The sequence below is a fragment of the Moorella glycerini genome, from assembly GCF_009735625.1.
GTDB classification, from domain to species: Bacteria; Bacillota; DSM-521; order Neomoorellales; family Neomoorellaceae; genus Neomoorella; species Neomoorella glycerini.
Map to the genome: position 1 here is coordinate 711,990 of NZ_CP046244.1, position 17,108 is coordinate 729,097.

Below are 17,108 nucleotides of genomic sequence, written 5' to 3' on the forward strand. Positions count from 1 at the left end.
ATTATAAAGTATAACTCACCGCTCCTGGCCTTAGCAATTTTTTACCTACTCCCACTCTATGGTCGCCGGCGGCTTGGAGGTGATGTCGTAAACCACCCGGTTGACATAGCGCACCTCGTTGACGATCCGGGAAGAGATACGCTCCAGCAAATCGTAGGGCAGCCGCGCCCAGTCGGCTGTCATGGCATCGTCGCTGGTCACGGCCCGGACGACGATGGGGTAAGCATAGGTGCGCTCGTCGCCCATAACACCCACGCTTTTCATGGAGGGCAACACGGCAAAGGACTGCCAGATTTCCCGGTAGAGCCCGGCCCGCCGGATCTCTTCGGTTACAATGGCATCCGCCTGGCGTAAAATGGCCAGCTTCTCCGGGGTGACTTCACCCAGGATGCGGATGGCCAGGCCCGGCCCGGGGAAGGGCTGGCGCCAGACAATCTCCTCAGGCAGGCCAAGTTCCTCCCCTACCCGGCGCACCTCGTCTTTGAATAAAAGCCGCAGCGGTTCGATAAGCTCCAGCTCCATGTCTTCCGGCAGTCCACCGACGTTATGGTGGCTTTTGATAACGGCCGCCGTCGCGGTGCCGCTTTCGATCACATCGGGGTACAGGGTGCCCTGGACCAGGAAATCCACTTTCCCCAGTTTCCTGGCCTCCTCTTCAAAGACGCGGATAAACTCGTGGCCGATAATCCTGCGCTTCTCTTCCGGGTCGGTCACCCCTGCCAGCTTGGCCAGGAAACGCTCGCTGGCGTCGACATAAACCAGGTTCACCTGCAGGGCCTGGCCAAAGGTCTTCTGCACCTGTTCCGCCTCGCCCAGGCGCAGGAGGCCATGATTGACAAAGACGCAGGTTAAACGGTCGCTCACGGCCCGGTGCACCAGGGCCGCCGCCACGGAAGAATCGACGCCGCCGCTCAGGGCGCAGAGGACGCGGCCGTCACCCACCCGCTCCCGGATAGCCGCTACCTGCTCTTCTATAAAGGAGCTGACCGACCAGTCACCGCGGCAGCCGCACACCTGGAAGAGGAAGCGGCAGAGCATTTCCTGGCCCAGGGGCGTGTGCTTGACTTCCGGGTGAAACTGGACGCCATAAAGCCGGCGCCCCGGGTCGCTCATGGCTGCCACCGGCGTATAAGCCGAACGGGCCGTTACCTTGAAACCCGTCGGCGGGGCGCTGATATAGTCGCCGTGGCTCATCCAGCACTGCATGGTTCGGGGTAACCCGGCAAAAAGGATGTCGTCAGTAGTTACTTCAAGCTCGGTTTTGCCGTATTCCCGCCCCCCGGCTGCCTCCACCCGGCCCCCCAGGTCGTGGGCCATGAGCTGCATGCCATAGCAAATGCCTAAAATGGGAATGCCGCTCTCATATAGGGCCCGGTCAATGCGGGGCGCCCCCGGGCTGTAAACGCTGGCCGGCCCGCCGGAAAAGACAATCCCTTTGGGCTGCCGGGCCAGGATTTCCTGTAGGGGTGTATTAAAGGGGATCATTTCCGAGTAAACCCCGGCCTCGCGGATGCGCCGGGCAATCAACTGGTTGTACTGGCCGCCGAAGTCCAGCACCAGGACTATTTCCGCAGGTTGCTTGTTTTCTCGCATCATCTACCCAACCTCACTGAATTAACCTTTATTTTATTTTATGGTGAAGCTCCTTATGATTCAGGTCGCCCAACTATAGAGCTCTTGCCGTGCAAGCAGCAGGCCTGGCGACCCTCCTTTCATTTCTGCCGGGCGTAAACCTCCGGTTTTAAAACGCAGATGTCCGGCAAATGGCGGTATTTCTGGGCATAATCAAGGCCGTAACCAACAACAAAATAATCCGGGATGGAAAAGCCGCTGTAATCGACATGGACATCCACCAGCCGCCGCTCGGGCTTGTCCAGAATAGTGCAGGAGCGCACACTTAAAGGTTTGCGGGCTTTTAAATTTTCCAGCAGGTATTTTAAGGTCAGGCCGGTATCAACAATATCCTCCACAATCAGGAGGTGCTTATCTTCCACCGGCACTTCCAGGTCCTTCAAGATGCGCACTGCTCCCGACGTGGTGGTCCCGGCGCCGTAACTGGAAACGGCCATAAAATCGAGCTGTAGGGGAATGGTAATCTCCCGCACCAGGTCGGCAAGGAAAATAATCGCCCCTTTGAGGATACCCACCACCAGCAGGTCCTTGCCGGCATAATCGCGGCTGATGGCCGCGCCCATTTCTTTAACCCGTTTTTTTATCTCAGCAGCGCTGACCAGGGCTTCAGCAATATCATCTTGCAAACATAATTCCTCCCCCGAAATAAAATACGATGTTTACAGCAGTTAAGTATGCTTTTCCTCCACCGGCCTCTATTAATATACCTCTTGACAGTTTGCCATAACCTTGTTATCTTCGCTGTATAACAGCAAAATCCTTCTGGCTGGCCAAATTTGGCGGCCAAAGGAGTGATCCACCAATGTCCCTTAGCATCAGTACATTAGAAAAAAGGGCGCGCCAGGTCCTGGGGGTTAGTCCTGAGGCCGGCGCCCGGGCAATAAAAAAGGCCTACCGCCGCCTGGCCCGGCAGTACCACCCCGATTGTAACCCGGATGATAAGCTCACTATTGAAAAATTTATGCTCGTCACCGAGGCTTACGAGTATCTTTTGCGTCATAAACTCCCCGGGCGCAACTCCCTGCTGGTAGCCGGCCTTACCCCGGAAAGCGAGGAACCGGGTGAACGGTACGCTCGCTGGTGGATGGAGCATTTCCGGGAGTTTTTCTAAAGGACTGAGAACTTGCCAGCGATGGCAAGACGGCACTTTCCGGCCTAAATTTTACCTTCTTTTTTAGAAAAAATAAATCCCGCAGCAGGGATGCAGGAAGTTCTTGCGACAGTAATTTTAGCGGGATCTTTTACACCAGGTATTCAAATATCCTGATAGCAATTTAAAATTATGTTATTATATAACTTTTGTATGAAAAGCAACCAGGCATAATTTTTAAGTTGCCCGACTTTTTTACTGATGCTTGACTATGGGCGGAAAAGCCTTTATTCAAGCATCAGGCCGCCACAGAGGGTCCCGGTAATTTCACCGTCCGGTTTCTTGATGGGTACAGCTATCGTTACAATTAATTTGCTGGTTATTGCTGATATGTACACTTTGGAAACAAAAGGCTTGCCGGTAATGGCTTCCCTGAACCAGGTGCGGAAGGAAAAGTCTTTAACTTTGGAGATTGTGTTGGTATTAAATATAACCTGCCCTTCTCGATCAGCACTTATCAAAGCTTCAAAAACAGGGTGGCGGTTATAATACTCTAGTAGTGCCTCCTCATGCCGGCGGATATCCATGGTTACTATTCGTTTATCTGCAGCGACCATCTCCAAATAAGCCAGGGCCTCCCGGACCCGGCCGCGGGTATATTCATCCAGTTCACCTTCGCCACCGCTACTAGCAACAATTTGCTGTAACTGCCCGGCCATCTCCTGCAGCCTCCTACCGGTGCCGGCAAGCTCGTCCAGGGAAGCTGATTGTTCTTCCATGCCGGCGGCACACTCTTCGGCCGCAGCCGCGGTATTCTGGGAAATCATGGCCACCTTACCGGCTAGAGCCTTGATTTTATTCTCCTGATCCTGCTGGGAAGTCGCCGCGGCAAGAATAGTATCCATTGCTTTTTCAGCCTCAATCATGGCCTGGCTGGTGGCAGCGAGGGATTCCCTGGCCGCCCGGCCGGTTGCCAGGTTTTGGGCGGCGGCACTGCTGGCGGCTTCAATCTGGGCGCTGATGGCCTCTATTTCCCGGGCGATAATTGTTATTACCCCGTTAATCTCCTCCGCCGCCCGGGCCGAACTCTCGGCCAGCTTCCGCACTTCTTCGGCCACCACAGCAAAACCACGCCCCTGTTCCCCGGCCCGGGCCGCTTCAATAGCTGCATTTAAAGCTAAAAGGTTTGTCTGGGCTGCAATATTACCCACAATCTCGATAATCGCCGTAATCTGCCGGGCATGCTGCTGCAGTTCCTTAATCCTGCCACTGGCCAGCTGATTGGTGCTGGCAGTATTCTCGATATGTTCAAGGAGGGTGTGTAAAACACTGCCCAGCGAATCCAGGCTCGTTCTGGTGTCCCGGAAAAGGTGGGCCGCTTCCCTGGCTGTGGCGATGGTTTTTTGCCCTTGTTCCACGCCTTCCTCTGAAACTTTAAGAACAATCCCCGCCGCCTGAGCCTGTTTATCGGCGCCGCTGGCCATACTCTCCACTGCCTTAGATATTTCACCGGCAGCCAGTTTAATGTTGTCAAGCCCCCCGGCCAGCTGGGTGGCGCAGAGGTTTAATTGTTCCCCGGCGGCATAAAACCTGCCTAAAACCTGGCGGTATTGCCAGACCAGTTCTCTGACGGATGTCACCAGGGCCTGGATTTCCCGGCCTCCCCGTGGCGGTTCTTCCCAGGCAAGCTGCCCGCTGGAAATTTTCTTGATGCTTTCGTTCAGGGCAATAAGCGGCTTTTTAAACCAGCAGTGATAGGTATAATAAAGATAGCCAAAAAATAATAGATTAAGACCAATAACCACAGGGAAATAGCCCCGGCTCAACGGGGCTTTGATAATAAAGATACTTAACCATAGGAAAATACTTGCCAGGGTCGTCACAAGTATACTTCTCTCCATCTCAAGAATCCCCTCCAGCCTTCCCGGCCACGTAGGGCATCAACCCCCCGGCGGCAATGAGTTCCTGCATAAAGGGCGGGAAGGGCGCCGCCTGGTAGGTTTCTCCTTTAGTCAGGTTGATTATTTCGCCCTTCTCGGCATCGATCTTTACTTCATCCCCCTCGGTTATCCCTGCCGCCGCGGCCGGGGACTCAAAGATGGGCAGGCCGATGTTGATGGCGTTGCGGTAGAAGATGCGGGCAAAGGAAGCGGCGATGACCGCCGCCACCCCGGCGGCCTTGATGGCTACCGGCGCGTGCTCCCGGGAACTGCCGCAGCCGAAGTTTTTCCCGGCCACGATAACCTCCCCTTTTTGCACCCGCCCGGCAAAGGTGGGGTCGGCATCCTCCATGCAGTGGCGGGCGAGTTCTTCGGGGTCGGAGGTATTCAGGTAGCGGGCCGGGATAATGGCGTCGGTGTCGATATCGTTGCCGAAGGTGTGGCACTTGCCCTGGATAATCATTTTATTACCTCCTCGGGAGCGGCGATGCGCCCTTTAACGGCGCTGGCGGCGGCTACGGCCGGGCCGGCAAGATAAACTTCGCTTTCCGGATGGCCCATGCGGCCCACGAAGTTGCGGTTGGTGGTGGCCAGGGCCCGCTCGCCTTTAGCCAGGATCCCCATGTGCCCGCCCAGGCAGGGGCCGCAGGTGGGCGTGGAGACGGCGGCTCCGGCTTCTATAAAGGTGGCTATCAGCCCTTCTTCCAAAGCCTCGGCGTAGATCTTCTGGGTGCCGGGAATGATAATGAGCCTTACTTCCGGATGGACCTTTTGCCCTTTGAGGATCTGCGCCGCCACCCGCAGGTCCTCCAGGCGGCCGTTGGTGCAGCTGCCGATGACTACCTGGTCGATTTTGATCTCACCTATTTCTTTGACGCTCCTGGCGTTCTCGGGCAGGTGGGGCAGGGCCACCTGGGGTTCGATCTTCCCGGCGTCGATGTCTATCTCCCGGGCATACCTGGCGTCCGGGTCGCTCTGGTAGATGTGGTAGTCGCGTTTGAGGCGGCCCTGGATGTATTCTACGGTCTTTGCGTCTACCGCAAAGATGCCGTTCTTGCCGCCGGCTTCGATGGCCATGTTGGCCATGGTGAAGCGGCCGTCCATGGAGAGGTTGGTAATGGCTTCGCCGGTGAATTCCATGGCCATGTAGCGGGCGCCGTCGACGCCGATCCGGCCGATGGTGGAGAGGATGAGGTCTTTGCCTCCGACCCAGGGCTGCAGCCGGCCGTGGTAGCGGAAGAGGATGGTCTCGGGTACTTTAAACCACAGCTCGCCGGTGGCCATGGCGGCAGCGAGGTCCGTGGAGCCGACGCCGGTGGCGAAGGCCCCCAGGGCCCCGTAGGTGCAGGTGTGGGAGTCGGCGCCGATGACCAGGTCCCCGGGGCCAACCAGGCCCGCCTCCGGCAGCAGGCAGTGCTCGATGCCCATGCGGCCGATTTCAAAGTAGTTGGTGAGCCCCTGCTCCCGGGCGAAGTCGCGTAAAATTTTGGCCTGCTCGGCGGACTTGATGTCCTTGGCCGGGGTGAAGTGGTCGGGTACCAGGACGACCCTTTCCGGATCGAAGACCTTCTTTATCCCCAACTGCTTGAATTCTTTTATAGCCAGGGGGGCGGTGATGTCGTTCCCCAGGGCCAGGTCTACCTTGGCGTTGATGAGCTGGCCCGGCTCGACATGTTCGAGGCCGGCGTGAGCGGCCAGGATCTTCTCGGTGATGGTCATGCCCATACAGTTATCCCTCTCTCAATTAATTACAACAGCCATTGGTAGCGTATTTTTTTTCAAGTTCTTTAATTTCCGGAAGGCCGATAAGCTTGTTAAACTCGCTGAAAGGTAACATTTGATCTAAAAAATTCCTGGTAGTACCGCTGGCCTTTAAATTAGCCATAAGATCAATTAAGGCTTTGGCGGCTGTGTAAACTGATGCGGTAGGGAAAATAACTAACCTGTAGCCCAGTTCTTCCAGTTCTTTAACGGTCAGGAGCGGGGTACGACCGCCTTCTACCATATTAGCCAGGACCGGGACTTTAAAAGAAGAACAGATCTGCTTCATCTCGTCCACAGTTTCCGGGGATTCAATGAAGAGCACGTCGGCACCGGCGGCTTCGTAGGCCTTGCCCCTGGCGATGGCCTCTTCCAGGCCCCTGCTGGTCCGGGCATCCGTCCGGGCGATAATTACCAGGTCGGGGTCGCGCCGGGCTGCTACCGCGGCTTTAATTTTACTCACCATTTCTTCCACGGGTACTACCTGGCGATCGAGCATATGGCCACATTTCTTCGGTGAAACCTGGTCCTCCAATTGGATGGCCGCCGCCCCGGCCTTCTCATATTCCCGGACTGTACGCATGGTGTTAATGGCGTTGCCAAAGCCTGTATCGGCGTCGGCAATAACCGGAATGTCGACGGCTGCCGCTGTATTATGGAGCCTGGTTACCATCTCCGTCATGGTAAGCAGCCCTACATCGGGCTGGCCCAGGTGGCTGGCTGCCTGGCCGTAGCCGGTAAAGTAGACGGCCTCAAAGCCCGCCTGTTGAATAATTTTAGCCGCCAGTACATCATGGGCACCTGGTGCTACTAGAATCTGTTTTCTGTTTAATAGCTGCCGTAGCCTAGTTGTAGGTCGCATCGTTGCTTCCTCTCCCTCAATATGCTTCTTGGTGTAACCCGAAATATTGCTTGGCAAAACGGAGGGTTTCATAGGGGTAGCATGATGCCAGGAGGCCCAGGGAATAAAGTAAATAGTTGCGGTCAATGATAATCTCCGGTTCTTCAGGTAGAAGGGAAATGCCCCGGTTGGCCAGGGCCTCCCGCACAATCGCCCTGGCTTCTTCCTCCGGCAGGGCTGTAAAAATACCCCCCACCGCAATGATATATTTAACTGGCCGCAGGTCCCGGCCCATGGGCGTACCGGGAGCGATGCCCATCACCGGGTTATACTCCTGGCTCAGGCAACCGGCATGGCGTTTTAAGGCGGTTTCTACGGCTGCTACGGCCAGGCCGCGGTCAAAACAACGCTCTTCTTCATTCCCGGCCAGGGTCTCCGTCTGGCCTTCCACCCGGCTGCAATAGGCCAGGAGTTCCTGCTCCATCTCTTCGGTAACCGGAAGTTTGGCCCGGAGTAAAACCTGGCGCGGTCCTACTGTTTCTACAATACCCCGGCAGCTGACCCGCAGGCCCAGGTTTCCTTCCACCGTCCGGTAGGCCACCTGTTTTTCATTGGTCAGGATGAGCCCCCTTTCTTCCAGGGGGAGGCCTTCTAACTGGGGAATAACAGAATGGACATCCGTAGTCGCCCCGCCCAGGTCAATAACTACCAGGTTCCCCAGCCCTTTTTCTTCATAATAGCCGCGGGCTAGCAGTTCAGCCCCCATGAGGACGGCTCCAGGTGTAGGGATAACCTTGCCCCCGGGAACCAGGCCCTCCAGGTAACGCAGTCCCGGCGCCCGGGTAATCTGGCGGATAAACTCCCCGTGAATGGCCTCCCTGGCTGGCTGGACCCGCAGTTCGTGGATGGTGGGCATGACGTTGGCCACCCGCCGGTGCCTGACCCCGGCGGCTGCCAAAATCTCGGCCGCCCGGGCCTGGGCCTGGCTGTTACCGGCGATAATAACTACTGCCGGGAGCTTTAAATCCGCCAGGAGGCGGGCATTCTGCCACATGGCGTCGGTATCGCCGCCGTCGGTGCCCCCGGTAAGGAGTACAATGTCCGGCTTAATCTCCAGCAGGACCTCCCGGCGATAGGCCGGGGTATCCTCTTCGGAAAGGACCTCCAGGACCCTGGCCCCGGCGTTCATGGCCACCTCCAGGGCAGCCTTGGCCGTCACCCGCGGCATATAGCCGATGGCCACCATTCGTAAGCCCCCGGCGGCACTGCTGGAAGCCAAAACCTGCTGGCCCGCCAGGTCTTGCAACCTGGGGCCTCCCGGTAAACCTTCCAGGGCCTTCTCCAGCCCCAGGCGGATATCGTGGACCGTCGTCGGCGCCTGGGCGCGGGCCAGCCATTGTAAACGGCCGACCTCCAGCCTGTAAGCATTAACCTTGGTAAAGGTGCTGCCGACATCAAAGGCTTTTATTTCCATGACCCCTTATCCCTCAGGCCTGGATTTTTTCCGGGACCACATAAACATAACCATCCATCAGCCGCCGCGCCGTGCGGCCGACGGCCGCCCGCGTAAGGGTTACCTCATTCCCCTGGACGGCTGCTGCCACTTCAATGGTAATAACCCCCGCCGGATGGCCGATGCGGATCTCGCCCTCATGGCGGCGGGAAACTTCATTGACGATGGTCCCGGGAATGGCGGCGGCGGCCCCGGTACAGGTGGTGCCGGTGCCAGCATAGGTTTTATGCATTACCTGCATGAACATCAGGCGGGAAACAAAGTCAACGTCTTCGGCCCGGATCAATTTCTGGTCGGTAAAACAACGGTAATCCCTGGGCGGGGCGACGAAGGCCAGCATGGGGAAGGCCGGGATGCGCCGGCTGGCGTCTTCCGGAGTTGCGGCCAGGCCCATGGCGCAGGCCCCCAGGGCGCGGATTTTCTCCAGCAACCCCAGGAGGTCGGGCCGGCTGTCAACCTCGGCCGGAGATTCCGTCCCCGTAAGTCCTAGATCACTCGCCCGGACAAAGACCATGGGATTGGCCGCGTCTACCAGGGAGACCTCCAGGCGGCCGTAACCGGGGACATCCAGGACATCGACCGGCCGCCCCGTCGGTAAAAGCCTGCCGGTGGCCGCCCCGGCCGTCCCGGCAAAGTCGAGCATGATTTTCGCACCCGTTCCGGGAACCCCGTCGATTTTATAATCCCCCGTTACCCTGGCTTTACCGTTTTGGACCGGCACCTCGGCGACGATAATTTTACCGGTGTTGGTATTGTGAATGCGGACGTAAGTTACCGGTTCCTGGGCGCGTACCAGACCCTCGTCAATGGCAAAGGGACCTACAGCCGCCGAGATATTGCCGCAGTTACCGGAGTAGTCGATCAAAGGCTCCTTGATGCTTACCTGGCCAAAAGTATAATCAATATCGGCGTCAGGCCGGGAGGAAGGGCCAATTATAGCCAGTTTGCTGGTCAGGGGATCGGCCCCGCCCAGGCCGTCAATCTGGCGCACATCAGGACTGCCGAAAATAGCCAGGATCATCCGGTCCCTTAAAACCCGATCGCGGGGCAAATCATTTTCATGTAAAAATATGCCCTTGCTGGTCCCCCCGCGTAAGATGGCACAGCGCACGCGCAGCATCTCACTCATTACCCATAACCTCCTTTAAATGGGCCCGGACCCAGGCTACCGGTTCCTGGGGATCGGTCCCCGGGCCGAAAAAGGCGTCCACGCCGATAAATTCCGGTCCTTCAGTTTTGATTTTTGCTTCCAGTTCTGCGTGTTCCTCCTCTTTTTCGGCGATCCGCCCGCCGGCTATTACCAGGACTTTATCCCTCAATCCCAGTTCCTTCAAGCGCTTGTCCAGGCGGGGAAACAGGGTGATACCCAGGCCCAGGAGGTTGCTCACGCCGACTACCTGCGCCTTGCTCTCAGCGACGACTTCCGCCACCGTCTCCGGTAAATTCATGCCCCGCATGTAGATCACTTCAAAGCCGGCCTGCTGGAAAGCCTCCCGGACCAGGTTAATACCTATAACGTGGGCATCGGCCCCCACTGTAGCCAGGACAACTTTAGCTTTTTCCGTAACCGGCGGTTCCGGAGTAATGGAGACTTCCTCCCTGGTAAAATCAAGATATTTAGGATCGATCATGGCCGGCCCGTAGCCGGGCACGTAACGGCGAATGCCGTCCCGGTCGCGGTGGGTTTTGACGGCCCGTTTCAAATCCCAGCCCCCGGCCCGGGGAGCGTCCAGTATTCCCTGCTTGCCGGCAGTTACTATCTTTTCGATTAGCTCATCCGGTTCATAGCGGCGCCAGAAGGCGGCCGTTATATCCTCAGGTGCGGGCAGGGATTTTAAGCCCAGGGTAGCCGCCAGGATGGCCATGGCCTCAGTTAAAATGATTTCTTCCCGCCGGTCGATGGCCGGGTCGTTAATGGTGATGGAAGCCATGTTTTCAAAGATGTTCTGGGTGGCCCAGATGGCATGACCCATGGATTTTCCCGTAGGGATGCCTACCGATTCCGCCGCCTTGGGCCGGTAGAAATTGGCCCCGCCAAGCCTGGCCGCGATGGCCATCCGGGCGAAGTGCCCCTGCTCGGCGATTAAATCCGGGGGCGGGTTCTGGAAAGTCTCCGGCACGACGATAAGGGCTTCGCTCCACATAACCCGCCGGAAGGCGCGGATAGCAGCCAGGTCGGCCAGGAGGTTGATACCGGCGACGTTCATTTGCAGGGCGGCCAGTTCCCGCGGTAAACCGGCCAGGACGGCCAGGCCTTCCGCCAGGAGGCAGCCGGCCAGGCCGGCACCGTCGGTACCGCCGATATTGTTCAGGTGCTTGTGGGACTCTATCTGAACATAGATATTGTTTTCAGCGCAAATTTCCAGGGCCTTAAAGCCATTTTTTACTTTGGTTTTATAATCATGGATGCCCCGGCCGCCAAAGTGGACGTGGATGACCGGCCCTATGTCCGTCCCGTCAAAACCGGCAATAAAGGCATTCAAAATGGATAGGTGCGGCGTATCACCGGTTGCGTTAATGCGTATGGGGTGAACGGCGCCCCCGCCCATCTGAACAAATTCCCGCTCCCCTTTCGGCGTAATGCCGCCTTTTCCCCGCGACTGCTCGATCAACTCCGCCCCGTCCAGGGGATCGATATGGCGAGTAGCCTCGGAATGGACAAAATGGAAGAGCTTGATGCCCAGTTGATCGGCAATGGCATACATGTCTCGGGACTGCTCCATGGTCTCGGCCGCGGTATTGCGTCCCAGGATGGGATTCTGGACCGGTATCCCGGTACGGGCGGCCTGGCGCGCCAGTTCGGTCAGGCGATGCCCGCCCCGGACCACGCCAGCCACCTCTCGTGGATAAGGCGCCGGTAGCCCCTTAACGGAACCGTCGGGGCCTACGTCAGGCATGGTAACGTCAAAAATCCTGGCATAGGCCCGCACTCTATCAATATCTTCGCAAATAATCTTCTGGGTTTTTTCTTGCATAGCTTTCGCTCCCGTTTGTAATTACTTATGGTACAATAGCAATACCCAATTTTTGAGCTGCCGCCAGGGCCGCTTCCCGGGAAGGGACGGCGTCAATCAAGGCCAGGCGGCCGCCCCCGCGGTTACGAGCATCAACCATTACCCGGCCCGCGCTGGTCTCTAGCGTCACCCGCTGGAGCTGCGGTTCCCGGGCTTCTTTAATCTCTACTTCAATACCCAACCGGGGGAGTTCTTCCATTACGCGACGGTAGCTCTGGCTGTCGGCCGTGCTGGAACCGTAGATAGCTCCCATTAGAATGCCGGGCACGTTGATTGCCCGCCGGGCAAAAAGCTCCGGGTAGAGTTCAATAATCACTTTTTTAATCTCGCCCTGCGCTAACGCATGGGCTATCCGGGCGGTATTGGTGGGAGAACCGACGGCCTGGCTGCTACCGCCCACTACTACCTCGCCAAAGGGTTCGGTAACGGGATTGGCCAGCTCGGCCAGCCGGCTGACTTCCTCCCGGGCCCGGGTGGCGATGGTAGCCTGCCTTTGTTTTTCTTCTTCTTTGACCTGCTCCTCGATATAGCGGTCGACCCTGGGGTCGCTCTTAAAATAGGCTTCCATATAACTTATAACTTCCGGCACTATATATTGCGCTGATACCTGGTGAGCCCTGGCAGCCAGGGCCAGCATTACATCTACGGGAACATTGACCGGTATAGAGGTCTTGAGGGCCAGCCCGGCGGCCAGCTGCCCCAGCATCAGCGCGCCGCCGATATGGGTGGCGCACAGGCCCGGGACCATTACCCTGGGAGTGCAGGGGACACTTATGGTTGGCGACAGGGCCAGGACTACAGCCCGCTCCACCTCCCGCGGGCCGCCCCCGGCCAGTTCCACCAGGGCCGCGGCCGTACCGCTGGCGCCGGCGCCCAGACCCTCCATGTTACATCCGGTAGTCGTCTTGCCGGCCCGGAAAAAAGTACCGACCCGGAGCATTACAGCCACAGCCGGCCATACCTCTTCCCGCGGGTATGCCTCCAACATGGCCGCCGTCAGGCCGCTGAAGACACAGGCGTCACCGGTTCCGGCGCAGGGGGCCAGGCCCACCAGGTGGTTGCCCACCTGGGCCGCCAGGGTAAGGCTAACGGCCCGGTCGAGGAACGCATCGCCGGTAATTTGGCCCGGTTGCCGGGTTAGCTCATGGCCGACCCGGCCCAAAAGAAAGCTCTGGCTGTCCCGGTCCATCCCCAGCCGGACGGCTTCCAGGTTGTGGTCAAAGGCTTTCTCTATCCTGGCCAGCACTTCCTCCGGGGTAAGGTGCTGGCAAAAGCAGGCTTCGGCCACCACTGCTTCGCCCACCCTGGCTGTACATGCCTCCGCCAGGTGAAAAAGGTCGCCAAGGGTCAAGGGTGCCGTTGGCTGTGTGCGGCTGGCTAAACAGTCTACCAGGGCCTGAATTTTATCCCTGCGGATCATAACGTACCTCCGCTCCCGTCGCTTCTTCCCAGACCTTGATGACGGCGGCTATATCCTGGCCCCCCAGGCCCCGGGCACGGGCCAGGGCAAATACCTGGCGCGCTAGGCTGCCGAGCATCAGGGGGACATCATTTTCCCTGGCGGTCTGCAGGGCCAGGTCCAGGTCCTTGGCCTGGAGGTCGATGGCAAAACCCGGCTCGAAGCGGCCCGGCAGGATAAAATTGGGGACCTTGGCCTTGAAGGCGTAGCTCTGGCCGGAGCTGTTGCCGATAATCTCCAGCATAACTTCTGGTTTCAGGCCTGCTTTAATTCCCAGCACCAGGGCCTCGGCCACGGCGGCCATATTAATTCCCAGCAGCAGGTTGTTGACTATTTTCACGGCGTCCCCGGCGCCGACATCGCCGACGTGGTAGATTTTCTCACCCATGCACTCCAGGACCGGCTTGACTTTCAAAAAATCCTCCCTGGAGCCGCCTGCCATGATTGTCAGTTTACCAGCCGCGGCTCCCGTGACACCTCCCGATACCGGGGCGTCCAGGTAGGCTACCTGCTTTTGGGCGGCCAGGGCCGCCATCTTGCGGCTGTCACCGGGACCGACACTGCTCATGTCAACGACCACCAGTCCCGGCCGCGCACCGGCCAGGACACCGTTTTCTCCCGTCATGACGCTGGCAACAATGGCGGCGTTGGGCAGCATGGTGATTAAAACCTCTACCTGCCCGGCCACTGCCGCCGGTGTTGCGCCTGCCCGGGCTCCCGCTTTTACTAATTCATCGACGGCTGCCGGGATTACGTCATTAACTACCAGTTCGTGACCCTTTTTGATCAGGTTCAGGGCCATGGGCCGGCCCATGTTACCCAGGCCGATAAAACCCACACGCATTGCCGTTCCTCCTCACCGTTCCCCTTTAGCGAGGGGCGGCAGGTTTCCCTGCCGCCTGCTTAAAGACTTACCTCAAGCCATCTTCACCCTTGATCTCTTCTTTCTTTAGACCACCAATACGCGGCAAGGGCCGGCCCGCATCGGTAACCACCAGAGCCACCAGGATCTCGTCAGCCCGGGGTGCATCCGTAACCCTCACTTCCATGGCGTCGTAGTGGCTGCGGACAAAGGCGGCATTTTTAAAATGCAGGGGGACGTCGATGGGCGTGCCCATGCCGCCCCGTTTCTTGGCCGAGGGGATGATGGCCTTGCCTTCAAAGACGGCCGCCCGGAAGGGTTTGCCGAGTTTGGGATGCAGAATGGCGGCCGCATGTTCCAGTTCCCCGTTCTCGCCGACAATGGCGGCTTTGCCGTAACTCTCGACTTCCTTGGGGTCAATTCCCAGGGCGGCTACTGCTCTCTGGCCCAGCAAACCGCCCAGTTCTTCGCCGATATCCATTAATTCCGTCAGGTCTTCCTGGTATCTGCCGGCAAAGGGGTTCTTAATCACGGCAACAGCCGCTGCCTTGCGAACCGGTTTGGCCAGGCTTTTCTCCCCTTCAATCAAGGTTTCTTCAACAATGGTGACCAGTTTGCGGATTTCCATTAGCAATACCCCCTGATAACGATTTATTTAATTGGATGGACCAGGCCCTCCGGGTACTGACGCATGAAACCGTTGAGGTATACTACCACCCCCAGGAGGACCCCGGCCTCTACCAATCGCCGCCCTGTTTCTATTCCCCTTTCCAGGGCTGCGGTTTGTAATTCTTCCGGCAGGGGACCGACGGCCGTGGTCACCAGGAGTTCCGGGATATCGGTGTCCGGATCGAGCTCCCGCGCCGGCCGGCGCTGGATCAACGGGGTATCTACATTCACCGCGTTTCCCAGGACGGTGGCACAGGCGTCGGCAACCGCCGCCGAAGAAGCGACAGCCACGGCCGCATCGGCAATGCCCAGGGTAAAGCTGCGCCCGCCCCGGCCGCTGGTGGCCACGCCGCCGATATGATCCCCCGGCCTGATGTCCAGGTAATGGGTTGGCGGCGCCCCCAGGCGCGGGGCGATGCCGACCCGGGTCTTCTCACCCCTGCCGAGGCGGATGGCGATATCGCCGCCGTTATTGACCAGGACTTTGGTCGCCCCCTGTTTTACCAGGTAATCGCCAACCAGTTCCGCCATGGTACCGGCGACCGCTGCCATGGGGGTAAGATCCGGATCACCTGCGGTTTTAACGGCGGCATACATCCTGTCCAGGACCCGCGGCCAGCCTCCGGGATTGGTAAGCAGGGGCCAGGGCTTCCGGGCGATGGGCAGGTAGCGTTTTAAATCCTCCAGCCATCCTGTTACCAGTCCTTCCAGCCGGTGCCATTCCCGTCCCAGAGGCTGCCCCCGGCGTTCAGCCATAACGCTCATCTGCACCGGGCCTATATCCAGCAGAGCGCGAAAGGGGTCCAGCAATTGGAACATTAATCCCTAACCCCGGCTACAACTTCTTCCACAGGGCGCAGGCGGTGTAAGTGGCCGCCGATACGTTCATAGGTGCTCTTCAACATGGTATATTCCACCGGAGCCACCGTAGCCGGCGTCGGCACCCAGTAAAAGGCCTCCGGGGCAGCCACCTTTTCCACATCCACCATGAAATTGATGCCGCCGCCGGGCAGGAGCATGGCCGGCGCTCCCCCGATGGTCAGTTTTATTTCACCCCGGTGGACGGCCCTGGTAAGCTCCACCGGCAAGGTAGTCACCCCGGCCCGGGCCGAACCGCCGGTACCGCCGACGTACAGGGCCGAGACCCTGGCTTCCTCGCAGTTGGAAGCGATAAGCTCGATTACCATGCGCACCTCCGGTGTAAGGGGTATCTCCCGGACATCCCCGTCAGGCTGTACCTCAAACAGGGCCGCCTTGCGGGCCGTGGTTTCGGTGACCAGGATGCGCATTCCCGGCCTGGCGATATTCATATCAACGGCTTTGATGGCCTGGCGGGGATCGGTAATGGCCGTACCTCCCCAGCCATTGCCGGGATCGCCGAAATAACGACCGCGGGTGCTCTTGCGCCCGGCCGGAATGACGCCACTGTAGGTCATCCCCACCTCCTGGCCGGCCAGGTGCTCGGAAAAGAGGCCAATAATATGGTGGTCGAGGATAATGGCTTCATCCACCACACCTTTCAGGTGGTAGGCGAAGAGGCCGATGGTGGCGCTGCCACACCCCACCCTCATGGTGGTATCCTCCTGGCCGTCGATCACCGGGCGGTGGCCCACCTGAAGTTCTAATGTGCTGCCCTTTTCAACCTTCAAAACAACCCGCCGGCCGTTGGCCAGGTCGACAATCGTCCGCGCGGCCATAAAACCCGATTTGCCTGTTAAGAGATTGGCGCCGCCGATATAGAGCATCTTCGAGCCGTATTCCTCGGTATCGACCATGCCCACTACCTGGCCGTCGCGACGGACCCTGGCGCCTTCCTCGCCAATATGAAAGTTGGTATCGATCTTGACCTTAATACCGCTATAACTTAAAGGAGCTTCCGTAACTACGGTTACAACCTCGATGCCGCCCCGCTGGCCCTGGACGATATAGGGTGCCGGGCGCGGGCAGGGATACTCGGTCCCGGCACCGATGGCCGTGATTAAGGGCCATTCTATTTCCGGTGGCGGCAGGGTGGGTTTAGGTACGCTGGTTACCAGGGGCCGGTTGCGGACCAGTTGCCCTTTAATATTGGTATAACGGCGGCAGGCGCCGGTAAAACCCTCCTGAACCTGGCACTGGACCGGACAGTGGCTGCAGGTGACACTCCCGGCCGGGGGTTTAGCCTCTTTCTGCGCCGCTCCCCGGTTGCAGACCCGGGTGCAAATGCCGCAGGAAGAGCAACCCGCGCCGATGTTAGCCTTTTTCCCTTCAATGGTAATACACCCCAGGGGGCAATTCCGGGCACAGAGGCCACACCCGTTACATAGTTCCAGGTCAATCCTGACCAT

15 protein-coding genes are annotated in these 17,108 nt (G+C 58.6%); 1 reads left to right on the forward strand and 14 read right to left on the reverse strand.

Translation table 11 applies throughout. The annotated features are described in order from the left end of the window. Window positions 1–45: 45 nt before the first annotated feature. Window positions 46–1,596 (reverse strand): glutamine-hydrolyzing GMP synthase, encoded by a 1,551-nt coding sequence (gene guaA / locus MGLY_RS03420; RefSeq protein ID WP_156271753.1) that lies wholly within the window; start codon window positions 1,594–1,596, stop codon window positions 46–48. Window positions 1,597–1,712: 116 nt separating this feature from the next. Then, window positions 1,713–2,258, reverse strand: coding sequence for a hypoxanthine phosphoribosyltransferase (gene hpt / locus MGLY_RS03425; protein WP_156271755.1), 546 nt, complete (start codon window positions 2,256–2,258; stop codon window positions 1,713–1,715). A gap of 176 nt (window positions 2,259–2,434) precedes the next feature. On the opposite strand from hpt, the gene MGLY_RS18410 reads away from it, so the two are divergent. Beyond that, window positions 2,435–2,743, forward strand: a complete 309-nt coding sequence (locus MGLY_RS18410; RefSeq protein WP_156271757.1) for a J domain-containing protein — start codon at window positions 2,435–2,437, stop codon at window positions 2,741–2,743. Window positions 2,744–3,009: 266 nt separating this feature from the next. Here MGLY_RS18410 and MGLY_RS03435 read toward each other — a convergent pair whose 3' ends face one another. The 12 genes from MGLY_RS03435 to MGLY_RS03490 form a co-directional block, all read right to left on the reverse strand. Then, complete coding sequence (locus MGLY_RS03435; protein ID WP_156271759.1) at window positions 3,010–4,623, reverse strand: methyl-accepting chemotaxis protein; 1,614 nt, start codon at window positions 4,621–4,623, stop codon at window positions 3,010–3,012. A gap of 1 nt (window position 4,624) precedes the next feature. Further along, window positions 4,625–5,125, reverse strand: coding sequence for a 3-isopropylmalate dehydratase small subunit (locus MGLY_RS03440; protein ID WP_156271761.1), 501 nt, complete (start codon window positions 5,123–5,125; stop codon window positions 4,625–4,627). Next, window positions 5,122–6,387, reverse strand: a complete 1,266-nt coding sequence (gene leuC, locus MGLY_RS03445) for a 3-isopropylmalate dehydratase large subunit (RefSeq protein ID WP_156271763.1) — start codon at window positions 6,385–6,387, stop codon at window positions 5,122–5,124. Before leuC ends, MGLY_RS03440 begins: the two co-directional genes overlap by 4 nt. Window positions 6,388–6,406: 19 nt before the next feature. Next, window positions 6,407–7,285, reverse strand: coding sequence for an isocitrate lyase/PEP mutase family protein (locus MGLY_RS03450; protein ID WP_156271765.1), 879 nt, complete (start codon window positions 7,283–7,285; stop codon window positions 6,407–6,409). A gap of 16 nt (window positions 7,286–7,301) precedes the next feature. Beyond that, window positions 7,302–8,738: a glutamate mutase L gene (locus MGLY_RS03455; protein ID WP_156271767.1), complete on the reverse strand. Its 1,437-nt coding sequence runs from the start codon at window positions 8,736–8,738 to the stop codon at window positions 7,302–7,304. A 13-nt stretch (window positions 8,739–8,751) separates the two neighbouring features. After that, the gene (locus MGLY_RS03460) at window positions 8,752–9,906 is read right to left on the reverse strand and encodes a 2-methylaconitate cis-trans isomerase PrpF family protein (protein ID WP_156271769.1); all 1,155 of its coding nucleotides are present in this window, start codon (window positions 9,904–9,906) and stop codon (window positions 8,752–8,754) included. Then, window positions 9,899–11,752 carry a cobalamin-dependent protein gene (locus MGLY_RS03465; RefSeq protein ID WP_156271771.1) on the reverse strand — a complete coding sequence of 618 codons (1,854 nt, stop codon included), beginning with the start codon at window positions 11,750–11,752 and terminating at the stop codon, window positions 9,899–9,901. Before MGLY_RS03465 ends, MGLY_RS03460 begins: the two co-directional genes overlap by 8 nt. Window positions 11,753–11,777: 25 nt before the next feature. Further along, window positions 11,778–13,211 (reverse strand): L-serine ammonia-lyase, iron-sulfur-dependent, subunit alpha, encoded by a 1,434-nt coding sequence (locus tag MGLY_RS03470; protein WP_211662063.1) that lies wholly within the window; start codon window positions 13,209–13,211, stop codon window positions 11,778–11,780. Beyond that, window positions 13,195–14,094, reverse strand: coding sequence for an NAD(P)-dependent oxidoreductase (locus tag MGLY_RS03475; protein WP_156271773.1), 900 nt, complete (start codon window positions 14,092–14,094; stop codon window positions 13,195–13,197). Before MGLY_RS03475 ends, MGLY_RS03470 begins: the two co-directional genes overlap by 17 nt. A 67-nt stretch (window positions 14,095–14,161) precedes the next feature. Next, window positions 14,162–14,740 carry an amino acid synthesis family protein gene (locus tag MGLY_RS03480; protein ID WP_156271775.1) on the reverse strand — a complete coding sequence of 193 codons (579 nt, stop codon included), beginning with the start codon at window positions 14,738–14,740 and terminating at the stop codon, window positions 14,162–14,164. Between the two features lie 23 nt (window positions 14,741–14,763). Continuing rightward, complete coding sequence (locus tag MGLY_RS03485; protein ID WP_156271777.1) at window positions 14,764–15,600, reverse strand: UPF0280 family protein; 837 nt, start codon at window positions 15,598–15,600, stop codon at window positions 14,764–14,766. Further along, window positions 15,600–17,108 (reverse strand): DUF362 domain-containing protein, encoded by a 1,509-nt coding sequence (locus MGLY_RS03490; RefSeq protein WP_156276155.1) that lies wholly within the window; start codon window positions 17,106–17,108, stop codon window positions 15,600–15,602. The genes MGLY_RS03485 and MGLY_RS03490 overlap by 1 nt, the downstream gene beginning before the upstream one ends.

What these genes read in the sequence shown, in the direction of transcription:
- guaA (WP_156271753.1), bottom strand. Translation starts at nt 1,596, where the DNA reads ATGATGCGAGAAAACAAGCAACCTGCGGAAATAGTCCTGGTGCTGGAC.
- MGLY_RS18410 (WP_156271757.1), top strand. Translation starts at nt 2,435, where the DNA reads ATGTCCCTTAGCATCAGTACATTAGAAAAAAGGGCGCGCCAGGTCCTG.
- MGLY_RS03435 (WP_156271759.1), bottom strand. Translation starts at nt 4,623, where the DNA reads ATGGAGAGAAGTATACTTGTGACGACCCTGGCAAGTATTTTCCTATGG.
- MGLY_RS03440 (WP_156271761.1), bottom strand. Translation starts at nt 5,125, where the DNA reads ATGATTATCCAGGGCAAGTGCCACACCTTCGGCAACGATATCGACACC.
- leuC (WP_156271763.1), bottom strand. Translation starts at nt 6,387, where the DNA reads ATGGGCATGACCATCACCGAGAAGATCCTGGCCGCTCACGCCGGCCTC.
- MGLY_RS03450 (WP_156271765.1), bottom strand. Translation starts at nt 7,285, where the DNA reads ATGCGACCTACAACTAGGCTACGGCAGCTATTAAACAGAAAACAGATT.
- MGLY_RS03455 (WP_156271767.1), bottom strand. Translation starts at nt 8,738, where the DNA reads ATGGAAATAAAAGCCTTTGATGTCGGCAGCACCTTTACCAAGGTTAAT.
- MGLY_RS03460 (WP_156271769.1), bottom strand. Translation starts at nt 9,906, where the DNA reads ATGAGTGAGATGCTGCGCGTGCGCTGTGCCATCTTACGCGGGGGGACC.
- MGLY_RS03465 (WP_156271771.1), bottom strand. Translation starts at nt 11,752, where the DNA reads ATGCAAGAAAAAACCCAGAAGATTATTTGCGAAGATATTGATAGAGTG.
- MGLY_RS03470 (WP_211662063.1), bottom strand. Translation starts at nt 13,211, where the DNA reads ATGATCCGCAGGGATAAAATTCAGGCCCTGGTAGACTGTTTAGCCAGC.
- MGLY_RS03475 (WP_156271773.1), bottom strand. Translation starts at nt 14,094, where the DNA reads ATGCGTGTGGGTTTTATCGGCCTGGGTAACATGGGCCGGCCCATGGCC.
- MGLY_RS03480 (WP_156271775.1), bottom strand. Translation starts at nt 14,740, where the DNA reads ATGGAAATCCGCAAACTGGTCACCATTGTTGAAGAAACCTTGATTGAA.
- MGLY_RS03485 (WP_156271777.1), bottom strand. Translation starts at nt 15,600, where the DNA reads ATGTTCCAATTGCTGGACCCCTTTCGCGCTCTGCTGGATATAGGCCCG.
- MGLY_RS03490 (WP_156276155.1), bottom strand. Translation starts at nt 17,108, where the DNA reads ATGGTCAGGATTGACCTGGAACTATGTAACGGGTGTGGCCTCTGTGCC.